Here is a 14,791-nt window from a genome sequence, read left to right on the forward strand (position 1 = left end):
TGGCGCGCTGTATATAGATGGCACCACTTTCCGATCTCTCCCTGATGACGCCCGTCATCGCGACCATCAACCATTTGCTGGCGCAAGAGCCGTGGGCGCGCCAGCAGTTGGCCGTGCACGCCGGCAAGCTGGCCTGCATCGACACGGGTGCCGTGGCCTTGCGCCTGCGTGTCGACAGCGCCGGCATGCTGGCAGCGGCGCCGGCCGATATGCCGGCCAACGTCACCATCCGCGTCAAATTGTCCGATGTGCCGCTGATCCTGCAAAACCGCGAGCGGGCGTTTTCGTATGTAAAAATCGAAGGCGATGCCGAGTTTGCCAATGCGATTTCGCAATTGAGCAAGGGTTTGCGCTGGGAAGCCGAGCACGACCTGGAAAAAGTACTCGGTCCCATGCTCGCTACGCGCCTTGTTGCCGGCGCCAAGGATGCCGTCGCCTTTGTGCGTACGGGCCAGCAAAAGCTGGCGGAAAACGTGGCCGAATATTTTCTCGATGAACAGCCGATGCTGATCCGTCCTGCTACCCTGCAAGAGTATTCCACCGGCGTGACGCGCGTGCGCGATGATGTCGAACGCCTGGCCAAGCGCCTTGCCCGGCTGGAAAAGGCGGCCGCCGCCGTCCAGCCGCAGTCCTCCTCACCGGATTTGTCTACATGATATTGAAATTCCTGCGCCTGTTTAAAATCATCCGTGTTTCCATCAAGTACGGTCTGGATGAGATAGCGATTTCTGGTCTGCAAGTTCCCCGCACCGCCAAATTGATCGACACCCTGATTTTCTGGCGCGACCTGTCGTCGCCACGGGGCCTGCGCCTGCGCCTGGCGCTGGAAGAGCTGGGGCCCATCTTCGTCAAATTCGGCCAGGTGCTGTCGACCCGGCGCGACCTGATGCCGCTCGACATCGCCGAAGAACTGGCGCGCCTGCAAGACCGGGTGCCGCCGTTCGATTCCGACCTGGCCGTGGCGCAGATCGTCAAGTCGCTGGGCGCGCACCCGGATCAACTGTTTGCCAGCTTCGAGCGCGAGCCGGTGGCGTCCGCCTCGATTGCCCAGGTGCACTTCGCCACCCTGAAAGATGGCCGTGAAGTGGCCGTGAAGGTCTTGCGTCCAGGCATGAAAAAGCTGATCGACGAAGACGTGGCCCTGATGCATATCGCGGCCGACTGGACCAGCCGCCTGTGGGCCGACAGCAAGCGGTTGAAACCCAAGGAAGTGGTGGGCGAGTTCGACAAATACCTGCACGACGAGCTGGACCTGATGCGCGAGGCGGCCAACGCCAGCCAGCTGCGCCGTAACTTCGCCAACTCGGACTTGCTGCTGGTGCCGGAAATGCACTGGGATTATTGCTCCAGCAGCGTCATCGTCATGGAGCGCATGGTGGGCATTCCCGTGTCGCAGATCGACCGCCTGGTGGCGGCCGGCGTGGATTTGCGCAAGCTCTCCAGCGATGGCGTGGAGATTTTCTTCACGCAAGTGTTCCGCGACGGCTTTTTCCATGCGGACATGCATCCGGGCAATATTCTCGTGTCGATCGCGCCCGAATCGTTTGGCCGCTACATCGCGCTGGACTTCGGCATCGTGGGAACGTTGAACGATTACGACAAGGATTATCTGTCGCAAAACTTCCTCGCCTTCTTCCGCCGCGACTACAAGCGCGTGGCCGAGGCGCACATTGAATCGGGCTGGGCGCCGAAAGACACGCGCGTCGATGAACTGGAAGCGGCCGTGCGCGCCTGCTGCGAACCGATCTTCGACCGTCCGCTGAAGGATATCTCGTTCGGCCAGGTCTTGCTGCGGCTGTTCCAGACCTCGCGCCGCTTCAACGTCGAAGTGCAGCCGCAGCTGGTGCTGTTGCAAAAGACCTTGCTCAATATTGAAGGCCTGGGCCGCCAGCTCGATCCGGAACTCGACCTGTGGCAAACGGCCAAGCCGTATCTGGAAAAATGGATGAGCAACCAGGTGGGGCCGCAAGGCTTCATGGAGCGCCTGCGCGCCGAGGCGCCCCGCTATGCGCACATCTTCCCGCAACTGCCGCGCTTGCTGCACCAGGCCTTGACGGTGCATGGCGAACCGCGTGAAAACGACGTGGAATTGATGAAAACCTTGCTGGCAGAGCAACGCCAGACGAATCGATTGCTGAGCTTTATCGTGTACTTCGTGGGCGCCTTCGCGCTCGGCGCGCTGGGCTTGCAAGTGTTCATGCGCTGGCATCAACTGCCGTTTTAACTGGATCAGGACGTAAGTGATGGCTGACTTCCATACCCGCGACCCGCTCTCGCCCGCCTTCTGGGATGAGCGTTTCGAGAAGCAATTTACGCCCTGGGATCAGGGCGGCGTGCCCGCGCGTTTGCGCCGCTTCGTTGCCGGCAGTCCGGCGCCGCTGCGCTGCCTGATTCCCGGCTGCGGCTCGGCCTATGAACTGGTTTTCATGCTCGATCACGGCTGGGATGCCACGGCCATCGACTTTTCGCCGGCCGCCGTGGCCGCCGCGCGCGGGCAGCTGGGCGAACGGGCAGGGCAGGTGGTGCAAGCCGATTTCTTTGCCTGGCAGCCAGCAGCGCCGCTGGACCTGATCTATGAACGGGCGTTTCTGTGCGCCATGCCGCGCGCCATGTGGCCGCAAGTGGCGCAGCGCTGGGCGCAGCTGCTGGCGCCGGGCGCCATGTTGGCCGGCTACTTTTTCTTTGACGACAATGCCAAGGGACCGCCGTTCGGCATATCTTCTGAGCAATTGCAGGCCTTGCTGGCGCCGCATTTCGACTGCCTGGCCGATGAGGCCGTGGACGATTCCATCGCCGTCTTTGCCGGCAAGGAACGCTGGATGCGCTGGCGCCGCAGGGTGGACTGAGCCTGCAGGCCGGGCGAGCGGGCATTTTCCGCTGGGAAGGGCGGAAAAGCTTTATAATTCAGGGTTTTTGATGATTTTCTCGGAGTAGAGATGCCGATTTATGCTTACCGTTGTGACGAGTGTGGTTTTGCCAAGGACGTCTTGCAAAAGATCTCCGATCCAGTACTGACGGTGTGCCTGTCGTGCGGCAAGCCCAGTTTCAAGAAACAATTGACGGCCGCCGGTTTCCAATTGAAGGGCACCGGCTGGTACGCGACCGATTTCCGCGGCGGCACGGCGCCCACCACGGCCATTCCGACGGGCCCGGCCGATGGCGCCAAGCCCGCCCCAGCCGCCGAGAGCACGCCTGCGGCCGCACCTGCGTCCGCCCCGGCTGCCGCTGCGCCGAAAGCGGACTGAAAAGCGCGCCGCGCCGATACGTTCCATTACCGAGAAACCGATGCGTAAATACTTTATTACCGGATTACTGATTTTGGTGCCCCTGGCCATTACGGCCTGGGTCTTGAATCTGGTGATCAGCACGATGGACCAGTCGCTGCTGCTGGTGCCCGGCAGTACGAAGCCCAGCGTCTGGTTCGGCCACCAGGTGCCCGCGCTGAACACCATTCCAGGCCTGGGCACGGTATTGACGGTACTGATCGTCTTCTTCACGGGCTTGCTGACGAATAATTTGATCGGCAATTACGTGGTGAAACTGTGGGAAAAATTGCTGCAACGCATACCCATCGTCAATTCCCTGTATTCCAGCGTCAAGCAAGTGTCCGATACCTTGTTTTCCCCGTCGGGCAATGCGTTCCGCAAGGCCGTGCTGGTGCCGTATCCGCACCAGAATTCCTGGACCATCGCTTTCCTGACGGGCGTGCCGGGCGGCGATGCGGCGAACCACCTGGTAGGCGACTATGTCAGCGTGTACGTGCCGACGACGCCGAATCCGACATCGGGCTTTTTCCTGATGATGAAACGCAGCGATGTCGTCGAACTCGACATGAGCGTCGATGCGGCGCTCAAATATATCGTCTCGATGGGCGTGGTAGCGCCTGCGGAAGTTGTTGCTGTACCGGCCCCGGTAGCCAAAGAATAAAGGCAGGCGTCCCACGCGGGACGTGGCCGGATTGAACACTCACTAACCTGAACTGAGAATTTTATGTCTATGCGTACTGAATACTGCGGCCTCGTCACCGAAGCCATGCTGGGACAAACCGTCAGCCTGTGCGGCTGGGTACATCGCCGCCGCGACCACGGCAGCCTGATTTTCATCGACTTGCGCGACCGTGAAGGCTTGGTGCAAATCGTCTGCAACCCGGAACAAGCGGAAATGTTCAAGGTCGCCGAAGCCGTGCGCAATGAATTCTGCCTGCGCGTGACGGGCGTCGTGACCAACCGTATCGACGGCACCATCAACAACAACCTGAAATCGGGCAAGATCGAAGTGGTCTGCTCGGAACTGGAAGTGCTGAACCCGTCCGTGCCCGTGCCGTTCCAGCTCGATGACGACAACCTGTCGGAAACGACGCGTCTGACGCACCGCGTGCTGGATCTGCGCCGCCCGCAAATGCAGAACAACCTGCGCCTGCGCTACAAGGTGACGATGGAAGTGCGCAAGTACCTCGACGCGCTGGGCTTCATCGACATCGAAACGCCGATGCTGACCAAGTCCACGCCAGAAGGCGCGCGCGACTACCTGGTGCCGTCGCGCGTGAACGCGGGCAGCTTCTTCGCCTTGCCGCAATCGCCACAGTTGTTCAAGCAACTGTTGATGGTCGCTAACTTCGACCGTTACTACCAGATCACCAAGTGCTTCCGCGACGAAGACTTGCGCGCTGACCGCCAGCCTGAATTCACGCAGATCGACTGCGAAACCTCGTTCCTGACGGAACAGGAAATCCGCGACCTGTTCGAAGACATGATCCGCGTCGTCTTCAAGAACACCCTGAACATCGACCTGCCGAACCCGTTCCCGGTGATGGATTTCGCCGAAGCGATGGGCCTGTACGGTTCCGACAAGCCGGACATGCGCGTCAAGCTGGCCTTCACGGACTTGACCGAAATCATGAAAACGGTCGAATTCAAGGTCTTCAACGGCGCCGCCAACATGAAGGGCGGCCGCGTGGTGGCCCTGCGCGTACCGCAAGGCGGCAGCATGCCGCGTTCGGAAATCGACGCCTACACGCAATTTGTCGCCATCTACGGCGCCAAGGGCCTCGCTTACATCAAGGTCAACGAGAAGGCCAAGGGCCCTGAAGGCTTGCAATCGCCGATCGTCAAGTTCCTGCCTGCCGACGTGCTGGCCACGATCCTCGAGCAGACGGGCGCGCAAGACGGCGACCTGATCTTCTTCGGCGCGGACAAGGCCAAGGTCGTCAACGACGCCATCGGCGCGCTGCGCGTGAAAATCGGTCACAGCGAGTTCGGCAAGAAAGCCGGCCTGTTCGAAGACGTGTGGAAGCCATTGTGGGTGGTCGACTTCCCGATGTTCGAACACGATGAAGAAGCGGACCGCTGGACGGCGACCCACCATCCATTCACGGCGCCGAAAGACGGCCATGAAGACATGCTGGAAACCAATCCGGGCGCCTGCATCGCCAAGGCTTACGACATGGTCTTGAACGGCTGGGAACTGGGCGGCGGTTCGATCCGTATCCACCGCGAAGAAGTGCAAAGCAAGGTCTTCCGCGCATTGAAAATCGATGCCGAAGAAGCGCAACTGAAGTTCGGCTTCCTGCTCGACGCCCTGCAATACGGCGCGCCACCGCATGGCGGCCTGGCATTCGGCCTGGACCGTATCGTGACCATGATGACGGGTTCCGATTCGATCCGCGACGTGATCGCCTTCCCGAAAACCCAGCGCGCCCAGTGTCTGCTGACACAAGCGCCGTCGGAAGTGGACGAGAAGCAATTGCGCGAACTGCACATCCGTTTGCGCGGCGCCGAGCCAAAAGTAGCGTAATGCAGCATGCGGCCGCTGCGGCGGCCGCTGTTTGATAATGCTATGCACAAAGAGGCGCTGACGAGGCGCCTTTTTCATTGTTGATATGACCCATAAAATTCCCGTTTCCGTGCTGGTCGTCATTCATACGGCTGACCTTGACGTCTTGCTGATCGAGCGCGCGGGCCAGCCTGGTTTCTGGCAATCGGTGACCGGTTCCGTCGACGCCGTCGACGAACCGCTGCTGCAGACGGCCGCGCGCGAATTGTGCGAGGAGACCGGTATCGTCGTCGATGGACACGACATCGTGCTGCGCGACTGGAACTTGTCGAATGTGTACGAGATCTATCCGATCTGGCGCCACCGCTATGCGCCCGGCGTGACGCGCAACACGGAACACGTGTTCAGCGTGCAAGTGCCGCGCGACACGGTGATTACGCTGAGTCCCCGCGAACACCTGCAGTACGCGTGGCTGCCGTATCTGGCGGCGGCCGACCGCTGTTTCTCGTCGTCCAACGCGGAAGCGATTTTGCAATTGCCGGCCATGACGGGCCTGGCGCGTCCCACCTGATTTCCCTAGAAAGCATTCCATGTTGAACTGGTTACATTTGACTGCGCAGCAAAAACTGCTGGGCACCCTGGGCATCGTTTTCTGCCTGTGCTTCATTTTTCTGCTGTTCAGCTCCACCGTGCCCGGCCGTACGCCGCCGATCGGCATGCCGCTGATGGCGATTGGCTGGCTGCTGCATCCGGGCGCCTTTGCCAAGGGCAAGCGCACCGTGGCCTGGCGCGGCGCGCCGTTGCTGGTCAAGATCGTCTGGGCGGCCGGCATCACCGCGCTGCTCGTCAGCGTGACGGCGGGCGTGGGACGCATGCTGGCGTGATTGTGTGCATTTAGGTGCGCACGCGCACCTACGCAGGCGCCGCGCGGGGCCCGTCTGGGAGTAGAATCAAGGCATGAAAATCCGCGTAGCAACTTATAATATACACAAGGGTGTCTCCTCCGTGCGGGGTTTGCCCAGGGTGCACGCCTTGAAGCAGGCGATCGCTCTCTTCCATGCCGATGTCGTCTTCTTGCAGGAAGTGCAAGGCAAGCATGACCGCAATGCGGCCCGCTATGGCGCCGAGAACAACGGCCACAAGCATTGGCCGGAAGCGTCGCAGCATGAATTCTTTGCCGGCGCCGAGCACCATTCCGCGTATGGCATGAATGCCGTGTACGACCATGGCCATCATGGCAACGCCTTGCTGAGCAAGTTTCCCATCGCCTCGCAAACCAATCACGACGTGTCCGACCATGCCTACGAGCAGCGCGGCATCCTGCATTGCGTGCTCAAGACGCCGCAGGCCGACGTGCATTGTTATGTCGTGCACCTGGGCCTGTTCGAGTCGGGAAGGGGCCGCCAGACGCAGGCGCTGATCGACGCCGTCCTGGAATCGGCGCCGAATGGCGAGCCCGTCATCATCGCCGGCGACTTCAACGACTGGCGCAACACGCTCAGCGACAAGCTGCGCAATGCGCTCGGCGTGGTGGAAGTGTTCGACCAGCGCGCGTCGAACTCGGCCCTGGGTGACCTGGTGCGCACCCTGGCGCGGCGCCAGACGAAGCCGCCCGTGCCCGTGCCGGCGCGCACCTTTCCCGCCGCCTTGCCGTGGTTCCGCCTGGACCGCATCTATGTGCGCGGTTTCCATGTGGAAGGCGCGCAAGTGATGCATGGCACCTTGTGGGCAAAATTGTCGGACCACGCGCCGATCGTTGCTGCCTTGAAACTCGCGTAGACTGCCGGCATGCGTACAGTCAACTTCATCGCCCACAACGACATCGAGCTGCTGTGTTGCGGCACCGAGTACTTTCCTGCGTTGATAGCCGCCATCGACGGCGCGCGTTCGGAAGTGTATTTCGAGACGTATATCTTTGCCGATGACGCCACGGGTACCCTGGTGCTCGATGCGCTCAAGCGTGCCGCCGCGCGCGGCGTGCTGGTGTGCATGATCACGGACTGGTTCGGCACGGGCAATCGCCGTGTGAAAGCCATGCATGCGCAGCTGGAAGCGGCCGGCGTGCATCACCGTATCTTCAACCCGTGGTTCCGGCGCGGCATCACGCGCACGCACCGCAAGATCTGCGTCGCCGACGGCGAAATCGCCCTGGTGGGCGGCATCAATATCAACGACGACATGTATTGCGACTACGACCACAGCATCAGCCTGGAAGCGCCGCGCTGGGACTTCGCCGTGCAGGTGAAGGGGCCGCTGGTCGACGCCATCCATGAAGAGGCGCATGCGCAGTGGGCACGGTTGGGCAAGATGAACCTGGTGCGGCGCATCAAGCTGTATCGCAAGATGCGCGTCGTCAGCAAGGAGCTGGCGAAGAACCCCGTCGTGGCCGGCTTCGTCGTGCGCGACAACCTGCGCAACCGCCGCACCATCCAGCGCGCCTACCTGCAGGCGCTGGGCCAGGCGAGGAAAAGCGTGATGCTGGCCAACCCGTATTTCGCGCCCGGGCACAAGCTGCGCCACGCGCTGGCCCAGGCGGCCCAGCGGGGCGTCGACGTGGTCTTGCTGATCGGTGTGGGCGAGTTCCGCCTGCAAGATGCCGTGGCGCACTCGTTTTATCCGAAACTGCTGGCTGCCGGCGTGAAAATCGTCGAATACCGCAAGACGCAGCTGCACGCCAAGGTGGCCGTCGTCGACGATGACTGGGCGACGGTGGGGTCGAGCAATATTGACGCGCTGAGCCTGTTCCTCAACCAGGAAGCGAACGTCGTCATCAAGGACGTGGCGTTCGCGCAAAGCTTGCGCCAGCACATCGAGCAGGGCGTGGCCGACGGCATCGTGATTCACCAGGACGATTTCAAGCACATCGGCCGTGTCCGGCGCATCGGCTACGAAGCCGCCTTCCTCGTGTACCGGCTGGTGATGCGCATTTTTTCAGTAGGCAAGTACGCATGAACGAGATGACAACGGTCAGGCTGGATAAATGGCTGTGGGCGGCGCGCTTCTTCAAGACGCGCTCGCTGGCCAGCGAGGCGGTCGACACGGGCAAGGTCAAAGTGGGCGGCGAGCGCGTGAAACCGGCGCGCAGCCTGCGCGTGGGCGACGCGCTGGCCATCGACAATGGCGCGGAGACGTGGGAAGTGGCCGTGCTGGGCCTGTCCGACAAGCGCGGCGCGGCAAGCGTGGCGCGTCTGCTCTACGCGGAAACACCGGCCAGCATCGCCCGCCGCGAGCAGCTGGCGGAGGAGCGCAAGCTGTTCCGCGAGCCGGGCACCACCATCAAGGGGCGGCCGACCAAGCGCGACCGCCGTCAATTGAGCAAGGCAGGCGGCCTCGACTGAGGCGCGCTTGTTGCTGTCAGGCAAGGGCGTGCACCGCTTTTTCCTGCCTGAAATCGCTACAAACACGCAGGCAAAAAATGCTGCGCTGCACCAATAGAACACCGGCTCTAAAGTTCCCGTTTGACTTTTACGTGGTAGTGGATAATAGTACGAGCGTTCGGATTTTTTCGGAGCGTGCTTTTTTTTACCCTCGCTTCAGTCCGCCAAATCGGCAACATCACTTTTAGAACGGACCTCTTGAATACTTCAGTCAAATTCATGCGCAAGGGCGAACTGACCCGTGCAGCCATCCTCGACGTGGCGCTGGACTTGTCCAGCCGCGACGGCCTGGAAGGCCTGACCATTGGGTTGCTTGCGGACAAAATGAACATGAGCAAGTCGGGCGTGTTTGCCCACTTTGGCTCGCGCGAAGACTTGCAGATGGAAGTGCTGAAGCTCTACCACTATCGTTTCGAGCAAGAAGTCTTTTTCCCCAGCATGAAAGAGCCACGCGGCATCCAGCGATTGCAATCGATGTTTGCGCGCTGGGTCAAGCGGGTCAGCGTGGAAATCGCTTCCGGCTGCATCTATATCAGCGGCGCCGTCGAGTATGACGACCGTCCCGGCCCCATCCGCGACTCCCTGGTGGCCATGGTACGGGCCTGGCAAGGCGCGCTGCTGCGCTGTGTCGAGCAATCGATTGCCACGGGCGACCTGAAAGCGGATACGGACGCCCAGCAGCTGGTGTACGAGATGTATGGCCTGATCCTGGCCCTGCATCACGATGCGCGCTTCCTGCGCGTGCCGGGCAGCATCGAACGGGCGCAGGCAGGATTTGTCCGCTTGCTGGCGTCGTACCAGAATTCAGTAACAAGCAAATAAGCCGTCAGGCAGTATCCGCAGCAACGCACACGCAGTTCACAAGTACAACACTTTAGCTAAACGCCTTCAGGAGAAAAATTATGGGTCAATACGTCGCGCCAATCCGGGATATGCAATTCGTTCTGCATGAGTTCCTGCAAGTGGAAGAAGAACTGAAGCAAATGCCGTCGTACGCCGACGTCGACGCCGATATCATCAACCAGGTACTGGAAGAGGGCGGCAAGTTCACTTCCGAAGTGTTGTTCCCTCTGAATCACTCCGGCGACCGCGAAGGCTGCCACCACGATCCGGTCACGAAAAGCGTGACCACGCCTAAAGGCTTTAAAGAAGCGTATAAACAGTACGTCGAAGGCGGCTGGGCGGCCTTGGCGTGCGATCCGCAATACGGCGGCCAGGGCTTGCCCGTCGTGCTGAACAATTCGTTCTATGAAATGCTGAACTCGTCGAACCAGGCCTGGTCCATGTACCCTGGCCTGTCGCACGGTGCCTACGAGTGCCTGAAGGAACACGGCACCGACCACCAGAAGGAAGTGTATCTGCCGAAACTGGTCTCGGGCGAATGGACGGGCACCATGTGCCTGACCGAACCGCACTGCGGCACCGACCTGGGCCTGCTGCGCTCGAAGGCGCTGCCTGAGGCGGACGGTTCCTGGACCATCACCGGCAACAAGATTTTCATCTCGGCCGGTGAGCACGACATGGCGGAAAACATCCTGCACCTGGTGCTGGCCCGCGTGCCGGACGCGCCGGAAGGCTCGAAAGGCATTTCGCTGTTCCTGGTGCCGAAATTCCTGCCGAACGCGGACGGCACGGTCGGTGAGCGCAACCCGATCACCTGCGGCGCCATCGAAGAAAAAATGGGCATCCACGGCAATTCGACCTGCCAGATGAACCTGGACGGCGCCAAGGGCTGGATCATCGGCCAGCCGAACAAGGGCCTCAACGCCATGTTCGTCTTCATGAACGCGGCCCGCCTGGGCGTGGGCATGCAGTCGCTGGGTCTGACGGAAATCGCCTACCAGAATGCGCTGATCTACGCCAAGGACCGCACGCAAATGCGTTCGCTGTCCGGCATCAAGAACCCGGAACTGCCGGCCGACCGCATCATCGTGCACCCTGACGTGCGCCGCATGCTGTTGACGGGCAAAGCCTACGCCGAAGGCGCGCGCGCTTTCACTTCCTACGTGGCGCTGCAGATCGACCGCGAACTGCACCACCCGGACGCCGACGTGCGCAAGGAAGCGGCCGACGAAGTGGCGCTGCTGACCCCTGTCATCAAGGCCTTCATTACCGACAACGCCTGGATCGCCACCTCGGACGCGATGCAAGTGTTCGGCGGCCACGGCTACATTGCGGAGTGGGGCATGGAGCAGTATGTGCGTGACGCGCGCATCAACATGATTTACGAAGGCACGAACACGATCCAGTCGCTGGACCTGCTGGGCCGCAAGATCCTCGGCGACAACGGCGCCAAGCTGCGCAAGTTCGGCGAAAAGATCAAGGCGTTTGTCGAAGACAACGGTACCGATGAAGCGATGAGCGAATTCGTCACCCCACTGGGCGACCTGGGCGACAAAGTCACCAAGCTGACCATGGAAATCGGCATGAAAGCCTTCCAGAATCCTGACGAAGTGGGCGCGGCATGCGTGCCATACCTGCGTGTCGTCGGCCACATGATCTACAGCTACCTGTTCGCGCAGATGGCCAAGATCGCCCTCGAAAAAGAGTCCAGCGGCGACACCTTCTACACCGCCAAACTGGCTACCGCACGTTTCTACTTCGCCCGCTTGCAGCCTGAAACGGCAACCCTGATCCGTCAGGCGCGTTCCGGTTCGGCCAACCTGATGGCACTCGACGCAGACCTGTTCTAAGACTTGAGGAAAATATGACCAATTTCATCGTTAAAAAAGTAGCCGTCCTCGGCGCCGGCGTGATGGGCGCGCAGATCGCCGCCCATTGCATCAACGCGAAAGTGCCGGTCGTGCTGTTCGACCTGCCTGCCAAGGAAGGCCCGAAGAATGGCATCGTGCTGCGCGCCATCGAGAACCTGAAAAAACTGTCGCCTGCGCCGCTGGGCAACAAGGATGACGCATCGCTGATCCAGGTGGCCAACTACGAAGACAACCTGGACCTGCTGGCCGGTTGCGACCTGATCATCGAAGCCATCGCCGAGCGCATGGACTGGAAACACGACCTGTATCAAAAGGTCGCCCCGCACATCGGCCCGAACGCGATCTTCGCCTCGAACACCTCGGGCCTGTCGATCACCAAGCTGGCCGAAGGCTTCGACGCCGACCTGAAATCGCGCTACTGCGGCGTGCACTTCTTCAACCCGCCGCGCTATATGCACCTGGTCGAGATCATCCCGACCGAGTCTACCCGCCCCGAGATCGCCGACCAGCTGGAAGGCTTTTTGACCACCACCCTGGGCAAGGGCGTCGTGCGCGCCAAGGACACGCCGAACTTCATCGCCAACCGCGTTGGCGTGTTCGGCATCCTGGCCATCGTGCACGAAGCCGAGAAATTCGGCCTGTCCGTGGACGTCGTCGATGACCTGACGGGCTCCAAGCTGGGCCGCGCCAAGTCGGGCACCTTCCGCACGGCGGACGTGGTCGGCCTCGACACCATGGGCCATGTCATCAAGACCATGCAGGACTACCTGCCGAACGACCCGTTCGCTGCCGTCTACAAGACGCCGGCCGTGCTGGCGCAGCTGGTGGAAAAAGGCGCGCTGGGCCAGAAGAGCGGCGCCGGCTTCTACAAGAAAGTCGGCAAGGAGATTCAACGCCTCGATTTCGCCACCGGTGAATACGTCGCTGGCGGCGCCAAGGCTGCCGACATCATCGCCCGCATCCTGAAAGAAAAGGATCCGGTCAAGAAGATGAAGGCGCTGCGCGAATCGACGAATCCACAAGGCCAGTTCCTGTGGGCGATCTTCCGCGACGCTTTCCACTACATCGCCATCCACCTCGATACTGTCGCCGACAATGCGCGCGACATCGACTTCGCCATGCGCTGGGGCTTCGGCTGGAACGTCGGTCCGTTTGAAACGTGGCAGGCATCGAACTGGCTGCAAGTGGCCAACTGGGTCAAGGAAGACATCGACGCCGGCCACGCGCTGTGCAACGCACCTTTGCCAGCCTGGGTCTTCGAAGGTCCGGTCGCTGAAAAAGGCGGCGTGCATACGCCCGAAGGTTCCTACTCGGCCGTGTCGAACAGCTTCGTACCGCGTTCGAGCCTGGCCGTGTATGACCGCCAGCCATTCCGCGCGCCCGTCATCGGCAGCGGCGCAGTGGATGGAAAAACCGCAGGCACCACCGTCTTCGAAGACGAATCCGTGCGCGTCTGGCATACGGGCGACGACGTATTGATCATCTCGTTCAAGACCAAGATGCACGTGATCGGCGAAGGCGTGATCAATGGCCTGAAACTGGCCCTGGCCGAAGCCGAGAAGAACTTCAAGGGTCTGGTGATCTGGCATGCCGACGCAGCCGAAGGCGGCGCCTTCTCGGCCGGCGCCGACCTGCAATCGGCCCTGCCAGCGTTCATGCAAGGCGGCGTGAAAGCGGTCGATCCGATCATCGCCGAACTGCAGAACACCTTCATGTCGCTGAAATACGCGAACGTGCCGGTGATCGCCGCGGTCGCTGGCCTGGCCCTGGGCGGCGGTTGCGAGCTGGCGCTGCACGCATCGAAGCGCGTGGCCTCGATCGAGTCGTACATCGGCCTGGTGGAAGTGGGCGTGGGCCTGATTCCTGCCGGCGGCGGCTTGAAGGAAGCGGCGCAGCGCGCCTACAAGGAAGCCAAGGGTAACGATATCCTGCAATTCCTGAAAACGGGCTTCACCAATGCGGCCACCGCCAACGTGTCGAAATCGGCGCTGGAAGCGAAAAAAATGGGCTACCTGAAAGAAGACGACGTCATCGTGTTCAACGCCTACGAGCTGCTGCACGTGGCCAAGGTCGAAGCGCGCGCCATGTTTGACGCCGGCTTCCGTCCAGCGCTCCCTTCGCTGATCCAGGTCACGGGCCGCTACGGCTGGGGTACCATCAAGGCGCAGCTGGTCAACATGCGCGACGGCGGCTTCATTTCGGCGCACGATTTCAAGCTGGGCGAGATGATCGCCGAGATCGTATCGGGCGGCGACGTGGACCAGGGCAGTTTTGTCAGCGAACAGTGGCTGCTGGATATGGAACGCAAGGCATTCCTGGAGCTGTTGAACCATCCGAAAACCCAGGAACGGATCATGGGCATGATGCAGACCGGTAAGCCGGTTCGCAACTAAGCACAACGTCGATGACGATCCTGTCACTCGTTTTTAAAGTACTGCTGCGCGTGAGGCCAAGCATGGTGTATGACCGTATCAAACAACAGATGATGGACACCTTGCCCTTCGTGCGGTTGCTGGGGATCAGCATCGACGACATCGGCGCCGGCACCTCGAAGGTGTCGATGCCGGAAGATCCCAGACTGAATAATCACCTGGGCACGCAGCATGCGGGCGCCTTGTTTACCCTGGCCGAAACGGCGTCCGGCGCGGCCATGGCTGGCGGCTTCGCCGAGCTGATACTGGGCTTGCGCCCGGTGGCCAAGGAGTCCCGCATTGCCTACCAGAAGCTGGCCCGGGGCGCGACGCGCGCCGAAGGCCGGGTACCGGGCGACCTGGCGGCATTGAAGGCGCAGCTGGCGCAGGACGGCAAGGTGGCGTTTCCCGTGGCAGTCGATATCTTCGACGCCGAAGGCACGCTGGCGGCACAGGTGACGGTGGACTGGTATTTGTCGCAGAAGCGATAGGCCAGCATCCCGGACATTCGACAGAA

15 protein-coding genes are annotated in these 14,791 nt (G+C 61.3%); all 15 read left to right on the forward strand.

The window, feature by feature from the left end; genetic code table 11:
• Nucleotides 1-17 precede the first annotated feature (17 nt).
• The 15 genes from ACP7DW_RS11400 to ACP7DW_RS11470 all read left to right on the forward strand — a co-directional run bounded on the left by ACP7DW_RS11400 (nucleotide 18) and on the right by ACP7DW_RS11470 (nucleotide 14,765).
• Nucleotides 18-656, forward strand: a complete 639-nt coding sequence (locus ACP7DW_RS11400) for a ubiquinone biosynthesis accessory factor UbiJ (RefSeq protein ID WP_426054921.1) — start codon at nucleotides 18-20, stop codon at nucleotides 654-656.
• On the forward strand, nucleotides 653-2,224 hold the full coding sequence (ubiB, locus tag ACP7DW_RS11405) for a ubiquinone biosynthesis regulatory protein kinase UbiB (protein WP_426054920.1): 1,572 nt from the start codon (nucleotides 653-655) through the stop codon (nucleotides 2,222-2,224). The genes ACP7DW_RS11400 and ubiB overlap by 4 nt, the downstream gene beginning before the upstream one ends.
• A 19-nt stretch (nucleotides 2,225-2,243) precedes the next feature.
• Entirely contained in the window at nucleotides 2,244-2,846 is a 603-nt protein-coding gene (locus tag ACP7DW_RS11410; RefSeq protein WP_426054919.1) for a methyltransferase, read from the forward strand.
• 90 nt (nucleotides 2,847-2,936) lie between these two features.
• Entirely contained in the window at nucleotides 2,937-3,245 is a 309-nt protein-coding gene (locus ACP7DW_RS11415; RefSeq protein WP_099760875.1) for an FmdB family zinc ribbon protein, read from the forward strand.
• Nucleotides 3,246-3,285: 40 nt separating this feature from the next.
• The gene (locus ACP7DW_RS11420) at nucleotides 3,286-3,927 is read left to right on the forward strand and encodes a DUF502 domain-containing protein (protein ID WP_426054918.1); all 642 of its coding nucleotides are present in this window, start codon (nucleotides 3,286-3,288) and stop codon (nucleotides 3,925-3,927) included.
• Nucleotides 3,928-3,990: 63 nt separating this feature from the next.
• Nucleotides 3,991-5,793: an aspartate--tRNA ligase gene (gene aspS, locus ACP7DW_RS11425; RefSeq protein WP_170840575.1), complete on the forward strand. Its 1,803-nt coding sequence runs from the start codon at nucleotides 3,991-3,993 to the stop codon at nucleotides 5,791-5,793.
• An 85-nt stretch (nucleotides 5,794-5,878) separates the two neighbouring features.
• Nucleotides 5,879-6,343: a dihydroneopterin triphosphate diphosphatase gene (nudB, locus tag ACP7DW_RS11430; protein WP_426054917.1), complete on the forward strand. Its 465-nt coding sequence runs from the start codon at nucleotides 5,879-5,881 to the stop codon at nucleotides 6,341-6,343.
• A gap of 19 nt (nucleotides 6,344-6,362) precedes the next feature.
• Nucleotides 6,363-6,656: a hypothetical protein gene (locus ACP7DW_RS11435; protein WP_072457749.1), complete on the forward strand. Its 294-nt coding sequence runs from the start codon at nucleotides 6,363-6,365 to the stop codon at nucleotides 6,654-6,656.
• A gap of 73 nt (nucleotides 6,657-6,729) precedes the next feature.
• Nucleotides 6,730-7,551, forward strand: coding sequence for an endonuclease/exonuclease/phosphatase family protein (locus ACP7DW_RS11440; protein WP_426054915.1), 822 nt, complete (start codon nucleotides 6,730-6,732; stop codon nucleotides 7,549-7,551).
• A gap of 9 nt (nucleotides 7,552-7,560) precedes the next feature.
• The gene (clsB, locus tag ACP7DW_RS11445; protein WP_426054914.1) at nucleotides 7,561-8,724 is read left to right on the forward strand and encodes a cardiolipin synthase ClsB; all 1,164 of its coding nucleotides are present in this window, start codon (nucleotides 7,561-7,563) and stop codon (nucleotides 8,722-8,724) included.
• Nucleotides 8,721-9,110 carry an RNA-binding S4 domain-containing protein gene (locus ACP7DW_RS11450; RefSeq protein WP_426054913.1) on the forward strand — a complete coding sequence of 130 codons (390 nt, stop codon included), beginning with the start codon at nucleotides 8,721-8,723 and terminating at the stop codon, nucleotides 9,108-9,110. Before clsB ends, ACP7DW_RS11450 begins: the two co-directional genes overlap by 4 nt.
• Before the next feature lie 258 nt (nucleotides 9,111-9,368).
• Entirely contained in the window at nucleotides 9,369-9,971 is a 603-nt protein-coding gene (locus tag ACP7DW_RS11455) for a TetR/AcrR family transcriptional regulator (RefSeq protein ID WP_071079697.1), read from the forward strand.
• An 80-nt stretch (nucleotides 9,972-10,051) separates the two neighbouring features.
• Nucleotides 10,052-11,842 carry an acyl-CoA dehydrogenase C-terminal domain-containing protein gene (locus ACP7DW_RS11460; protein WP_071079696.1) on the forward strand — a complete coding sequence of 597 codons (1,791 nt, stop codon included), beginning with the start codon at nucleotides 10,052-10,054 and terminating at the stop codon, nucleotides 11,840-11,842.
• Between the two features lie 14 nt (nucleotides 11,843-11,856).
• The gene (locus ACP7DW_RS11465) at nucleotides 11,857-14,256 is read left to right on the forward strand and encodes a 3-hydroxyacyl-CoA dehydrogenase/enoyl-CoA hydratase family protein (RefSeq protein WP_426054912.1); all 2,400 of its coding nucleotides are present in this window, start codon (nucleotides 11,857-11,859) and stop codon (nucleotides 14,254-14,256) included.
• 11 nt (nucleotides 14,257-14,267) lie between these two features.
• On the forward strand, nucleotides 14,268-14,765 hold the full coding sequence (locus ACP7DW_RS11470) for a PaaI family thioesterase (RefSeq protein ID WP_426054911.1): 498 nt from the start codon (nucleotides 14,268-14,270) through the stop codon (nucleotides 14,763-14,765).
• Nucleotides 14,766-14,791 lie beyond the last annotated feature (26 nt).

Origin of the sequence: Janthinobacterium sp. PSRC1-1 (genome assembly GCF_049897525.1) — a bacterium.
GTDB lineage: Bacteria > Pseudomonadota > Gammaproteobacteria > Burkholderiales > Burkholderiaceae_D > Janthinobacterium > Janthinobacterium tructae.

Excerpts from the sequence above, each read along its gene's own strand:
- aspS (WP_170840575.1), top strand. The coding sequence starts at position 3,991 with ATGTCTATGCGTACTGAATACTGCGGCCTCGTCACCGAAGCCATGCTG.
- ACP7DW_RS11400 (WP_426054921.1), top strand. The coding sequence starts at position 18 with ATGGCACCACTTTCCGATCTCTCCCTGATGACGCCCGTCATCGCGACC.
- nudB (WP_426054917.1), top strand. The coding sequence starts at position 5,879 with ATGACCCATAAAATTCCCGTTTCCGTGCTGGTCGTCATTCATACGGCT.
- ACP7DW_RS11420 (WP_426054918.1), top strand. The coding sequence starts at position 3,286 with ATGCGTAAATACTTTATTACCGGATTACTGATTTTGGTGCCCCTGGCC.
- ACP7DW_RS11465 (WP_426054912.1), top strand. The coding sequence starts at position 11,857 with ATGACCAATTTCATCGTTAAAAAAGTAGCCGTCCTCGGCGCCGGCGTG.
- ACP7DW_RS11460 (WP_071079696.1), top strand. The coding sequence starts at position 10,052 with ATGGGTCAATACGTCGCGCCAATCCGGGATATGCAATTCGTTCTGCAT.
- ACP7DW_RS11455 (WP_071079697.1), top strand. The coding sequence starts at position 9,369 with ATGCGCAAGGGCGAACTGACCCGTGCAGCCATCCTCGACGTGGCGCTG.
- ACP7DW_RS11415 (WP_099760875.1), top strand. The coding sequence starts at position 2,937 with ATGCCGATTTATGCTTACCGTTGTGACGAGTGTGGTTTTGCCAAGGAC.
- clsB (WP_426054914.1), top strand. The coding sequence starts at position 7,561 with ATGCGTACAGTCAACTTCATCGCCCACAACGACATCGAGCTGCTGTGT.
- ubiB (WP_426054920.1), top strand. The coding sequence starts at position 653 with ATGATATTGAAATTCCTGCGCCTGTTTAAAATCATCCGTGTTTCCATC.
- ACP7DW_RS11435 (WP_072457749.1), top strand. The coding sequence starts at position 6,363 with ATGTTGAACTGGTTACATTTGACTGCGCAGCAAAAACTGCTGGGCACC.
- ACP7DW_RS11450 (WP_426054913.1), top strand. The coding sequence starts at position 8,721 with ATGAACGAGATGACAACGGTCAGGCTGGATAAATGGCTGTGGGCGGCG.
- ACP7DW_RS11440 (WP_426054915.1), top strand. The coding sequence starts at position 6,730 with ATGAAAATCCGCGTAGCAACTTATAATATACACAAGGGTGTCTCCTCC.
- ACP7DW_RS11410 (WP_426054919.1), top strand. The coding sequence starts at position 2,244 with ATGGCTGACTTCCATACCCGCGACCCGCTCTCGCCCGCCTTCTGGGAT.
- ACP7DW_RS11470 (WP_426054911.1), top strand. The coding sequence starts at position 14,268 with ATGACGATCCTGTCACTCGTTTTTAAAGTACTGCTGCGCGTGAGGCCA.